Source organism: Streptococcus mitis (assembly GCF_003942965.1).
In the GTDB taxonomy this organism is placed as follows: Bacteria; Bacillota; Bacilli; order Lactobacillales; family Streptococcaceae; genus Streptococcus; species Streptococcus mitis_BH.
The window spans coordinates 1-700 of record NZ_RJOG01000087.1; the positions used below are offsets into that span (position 1 = coordinate 1).

Annotated in this window: 1 protein-coding gene; it reads left to right on the forward strand. The window is 56.9% G+C overall.

The annotated features are described in order from the left end of the window. Positions 1 to 700, forward strand: a 700-nt coding sequence (locus D8837_RS09580; protein ID WP_185755708.1) for a hypothetical protein, incomplete at both ends; no start/stop codon positions are given.

Consider the following 700-nt stretch of genomic DNA (forward strand, 5'->3'; position numbering starts at 1 on the left):
TGAAGCTGAGGCACTCGTACTTGCTGAAGCTGACGCGCTTGTACTTGCCGATGCTGAAGCACTGGTACTTGCTGAAGCCGACGCGCTAGTGCTTGCAGAAGCCGACGCGCTTGTACTTGCTGAAGCTGAGGCACTTGTACTTGCTGAAGCCGACGCACTGGTTGATGCCGATGCTGAAGCACTGGTACTTGCTGAGGCCGAGGCGCTGGTTGATGCCGATGCTGACGCACTAGTACTTGCTGAAGCTGACGCGCTAGTACTTGCTGAAGCTGACGCGCTAGTACTTGCCGATGCTGAAGCACTGGTACTTGCTGAAGCCGACGCGCTAGTGCTTGCAGAAGCCGACGCGCTTGTACTTGCTGAAGCTGAGGCACTTGTACTTGCTGAAGCCGACGCACTGGTTGACGCTGAAGCCGACGCGCTTGTTGACGCCGATGCTGACGCACTAGTACTTGCTGAAGCCGAGGCACTTGTGCTTGCTGAGGCTGACGCGCTAGTACTTGCCGATGCTGAAGCACTGGTACTTGCTGAAGCCGACGCGCTAGTACTTGCTGAAGCCGACGCACTGGTTGATGCCGATGCTGACGCGCTAGTACTTGCTGAAGCCGACGCACTGGTTGATGCCGAAGCCGATGCACTTGTACTTGCTGAGGCTGACGCACTGGTACTTGCTGAAGCTGACGCGCTAGTACTTGCCGAT